Raw genomic sequence first — 4,150 nt, 5'->3', positions numbered from 1 at the left:
CCGCAACCTCATCATGAAGACAGGAAAACCCCAATTGATTAACATCCTCGCGACGATATATCATCTCTCTTCCTCCAATTCACCACCATATTAATCGCTCCATCAATGCCAATCAACCAAAACTTATGGGACAGCCTCCTTGCGGTCGCCCCATTCTTTGTCTTCGTCTTTGGTCTCCCTAGAGTAAATTTAAACTGGTGGTTTTTCCTTGACAGGCAACTGCCGGAGGACTTAATTATGGAAATCGAATGTCTCATTTGATGGGAGTGCGGCACTATGAGAACAGTTACTATGATTCTTTTCGGCCTAATTATTGTCCAGATGTTTGCCTGTCAGCCGCAGGTAAATGTTGCAGCAGAGAAGCAAAAGATAGCCTCGGTCTTGGAGTCCTATATAACCAGCATTGAAACAGAGGATATCGATCTCTATGGCAAGATTCTGTCTCACGATCCGGAGATGGTCAACTTCGGCACCTCCGAGCCTCCAATTGTGGGATGGGATTCCTTAAGGAAACTCATCGTTGACCAGAACGCGGCGCTGTCGCAGACAAAGATTACCGCCAGTGATCTGGCCATTCATCTCTCCGGAGACGGCAATTTCGCCTGGGCGACAGACCTGTGGAATTTTAAGGCGATGATGGGTGACCAGGCGTTAGAGATTCCGGTCAGATGTTCATGGATTCTGGAAAAGCGGAATGGCGAATGGGTAATCGTTCACTTCCATAAATCCGTTCGCGGGGCTCAATAATTAAAGGTGCGCCTCCTGGGCGCCTACCGTGCGACACGGTCTCCCTTTGGCTGCCGCTGTTTCCTTCTTGACACCGAACTTGCAAAAGCATTAATTTCGGGTTGGGAAAAATACGCCGGAGGGATGGCTGAGAGGTCGAAAGCGGCGGTCTTGAAAACCGTTGTACCGCAAGGTACCGTGGGTTCGAATCCTACTCCCTCCGCATGATTGGCAGATTAGGCGGTTTGATTTAGATTTATAGGTGTTGAATGGCGGAAGACAAAGAAGGACCCAAGCAAAAAGCTGAGGACACTGCTGCGGCCGCAGGTAAGGTAGAAAGCAACCTGCGTGTGATTAATGATGATGAATTGCATAAAATGCTTCATGTCACGCGACTTCGTTCCGTTGATGAAGCAATGCAGCGTCTGAACCTATCAAATGCTAATCTTGGAGGCAGAAGACTTGCAAAGGAAGACTTGCGAGGGGCAATATTAACCGGTTCAAATTTGGAAGGCGCAATTTTGTATCTTGCCAATCTGGAAGGGGCAAGTTTGGCAAAGGCAAAGTTGATGAGGGCAAACATGCGGGCAGCGAGCCTCGTTGGGGCTGATCTCAATGGTGCCGATTTGGATAATGCCATACTTGAAAAGGCCGATCTCCGGAGCGCGACATTGAATAACGTTTTGAATCTGCACACTGCCAATTTGCGTGACTGTAATTTTGAGGGGGCGACCGGGCTGACCGGCGCCGAGTTTGCCCGCGCCGATATTACTGGTGCCAGATTGCCCGAGGGTATCCGCGACTTCAAGATGCTCACCATTGTGGAGGAGACCTCCAGAAATGCCATTAAGATATTTATTGCCACCCTGCTGGCATGTGTCTATTCATGGTTGACCATTGGCTCGACAACCGATGTTGCTCTGTTGACCAACTCCTCGGCCACGCCACTGCCGATAATTCAAACCGCCATTCCGATTGCCACATTCTATCTGGTTGCGCCGGTCCTTCTGCTCGCTCTTTACTTCTACCTACACTTTTATTTGCAGCATCTTTGGACTGCGCTTGGAACTCTACCAGCCATTTTTGAGGATGGTCGGCCACTCGACCAGCGGGCCTACCCCTGGCCGTTGAATGGTCTGGTGCGTCGGCATTTTGAGAAATTGCGGGGCACGCGGCCCCTGATGATTCGCCTTGAGGAATACACAGTCATTGCCCTTGCTTGGTGGCTAGTGCCATTTACTCTGTTTTGCTTCTGGTTGCGTTATATCCCCAAACACTTTTGGAGGGGTACCATTTCTCATATATTTTTGATTGTCGTTTCGATCGGAGCAGGCGTTTATTTTTACCACCTGCATGCTCAAACACTCCGGGGCGACAAACCCAAACCTGTCCGGATTCGAACTGCATGGCGTGAAAGGCGGGTCTATCCTGTATTTTTAGTCGCTATAATTCTAGTTCTGGTTTCATTCAATTCCATACATGTAAGCAGCAGGAATCAATTTGTGTTGCTCAGGACGCTTGGCTTTAATGTGTTCGCCGACTTTCGGGAAAAAGACATTTCCACCAGACCTGACAATTACTGGTTGTTAACGCGGGGTTCCCGTGATTCCTCGGTTACCGGCGCCCGCCTTGCCGGCGCAGATATTAGATGCGCCGATGCTACTAGGGCATTTCTATTTAACGCGGACTTGAGAAGATCGAATCTTCGTGGTGCCATCCTCGATTTTGCCCAGCTCCAGCGTGCCAAGCTCGATTCGGCAATTCTTGATTCAGCTTCACTCCGAAATGCTTCGCTCCAAGGTGCTAGTCTTTTCAGAGCCAAGGTGCAGGGGGCTGATCTTGCTGGGGCAAATCTGGATTCGGCCATTCTTGAACGTGCTTTGCTCCCGGGCGCCTCATTCGTTGATGTCTTTCTGCAATTTGACGAAATCCGCGAATTATATAAGAAACTATCCAAGGGCAATTACGGCCTGCAGATTGTGCATTTTATGAGTGATTCTCGCGTGGCCACGCTGCGGTCTGCCAATCTCCTACTGGCAAATCTGGATTCAGCCACTCTTATAGGTACTTGGCTCCAGGGGGCTAACCTTTCTAGGGCCAAACTGCGGGTGGCCAATCTCCGATACGCAAATCTGGATTCAGCCACTCTTATAGGTACTTGGCTCCAGGGGGCTAACCTTTCTGGGGCCAAACTGCGGGGGGCCGATCTCCAAAACGCAAATCTAGATTCAGCTATTCTAGATTCTGCTTGGCTCCTGGGAGCTGACCTTACTGGTGCCACGCTGCGGGGGGCCGATCTCAAAGGCGCACATCTGGATTCAACAAATTTGTCGGGCGCCGATCTGACCAATGCCACCGGTCTCATTCAAAAACAACTTGATGCCGCCTGCGGTGATTCTTTAACCAAATTACCCACCGGCCTGCATATTAAGCCCTGCCCCAAAAAGCCAAAGTAGGTCGAAATTCCCCCTGAATTCCGCCATCGGCGAAATGAGCGGGGGTTTCGACAATCCATGTTGCACCAGAAAAATTCCCGAGAACTTCACTTGCCTAAATGAATCAATTGCACTATCTATCAGGAGGATAATGGGAATTGAATTATGACCAATATTCGGCGATATTTCCGCTCCGGAAATGTTTACTTTCTGACTCATGTGACATACAAACGCCGGCCAATACTTGTATTCCATTTTGATGATCTCTGGAACGCTATTCAAAGCGTCAAGAATGAATATGATTTCAACATATTGGCATGGTGCGTCCTTCCTGATCATTTTCATATCCTCGTTGACCCGATAAACAGCCAAACCTCGGGCATAATGCGGAGAATCAAATTATCCTTTTCCGCGAAATATCGCCGGTCAATTGCCAATAAAAGCGGTCGTGTCTGGCAGTATCGTTTCTGGGATCACCAGATTAGAAATCAGCAGGATTTGAATCATCATATAGATTACATTCATTACAATCCCGTTAAGCATGCGCTGGCAAAATCACCTGCAGAGTATAAATTATCATCATTTAATGAATATCAAATCAAGGGATATTATCCCGAAAATTGGGGAGGTATCGAAACAATAGATAATGATGGCCAGTTTGGTGAATAACGAAATCAATGTGTCGAAACCCCTTTCATCTCCCGCTTCTCGGGATCTGAATGGGGAATTTCGACCTACGGCTAAACAGCAGATAAAGCCCTGCCCCAAAAGGGAGAAGTAAAAGGTTGTGGTGGCCCACCGTGGCCGCAAGCGCTAGGCGGTCCGGCGGGACTTCAAATTCCATAGAACCGGTAATGTCAATATTAGTGTGGAAATTGGTATATCCTTTTTTTCATTTATTTAGGCTGCTTTTTGTATCATGTTTTTGATGGTTTTTATTATTTCATTGTTTCTGTGCCATTTATGATTGAAATAGTTGAATAAAGCAT

General features: G+C 48.0%; 3 protein-coding genes and 1 tRNA gene. All 4 read left to right on the top strand.

All coding sequences use genetic code 11. From position 1 onward, the window contains the following. Nucleotides 1-276: 276 nt before the first annotated feature. The 4 genes from NT002_01205 (at nucleotide 277) to NT002_01190 (ending at nucleotide 3,830) form a co-directional block, all read left to right on the top strand. Nucleotides 277-747 carry a nuclear transport factor 2 family protein gene (locus tag NT002_01205; protein MCX6827890.1) on the top strand — a complete coding sequence of 157 codons (471 nt, stop codon included), beginning with the start codon at nucleotides 277-279 and terminating at the stop codon, nucleotides 745-747. A gap of 117 nt (nucleotides 748-864) precedes the next feature. Beyond that, nucleotides 865-949 (top strand) — tRNA-Ser (locus NT002_01200). 46 nt (nucleotides 950-995) lie between these two features. Next, nucleotides 996-3,182 (top strand): pentapeptide repeat-containing protein, encoded by a 2,187-nt coding sequence (locus tag NT002_01195; GenBank protein MCX6827889.1) that lies wholly within the window; start codon nucleotides 996-998, stop codon nucleotides 3,180-3,182. A 144-nt stretch (nucleotides 3,183-3,326) separates the two neighbouring features. After that, on the top strand, nucleotides 3,327-3,830 hold the full coding sequence (locus tag NT002_01190; protein MCX6827888.1) for a transposase: 504 nt from the start codon (nucleotides 3,327-3,329) through the stop codon (nucleotides 3,828-3,830). The last annotated feature ends 320 nt before the right edge of the window (nucleotides 3,831-4,150 follow it).

This window comes from Candidatus Zixiibacteriota bacterium (genome assembly GCA_026397505.1).
Lineage (GTDB): Bacteria > Zixibacteria > MSB-5A5 > GN15 > PGXB01 > JAPLUR01.
This window is presented reverse-complemented; position numbering and strand designations above follow the sequence as displayed.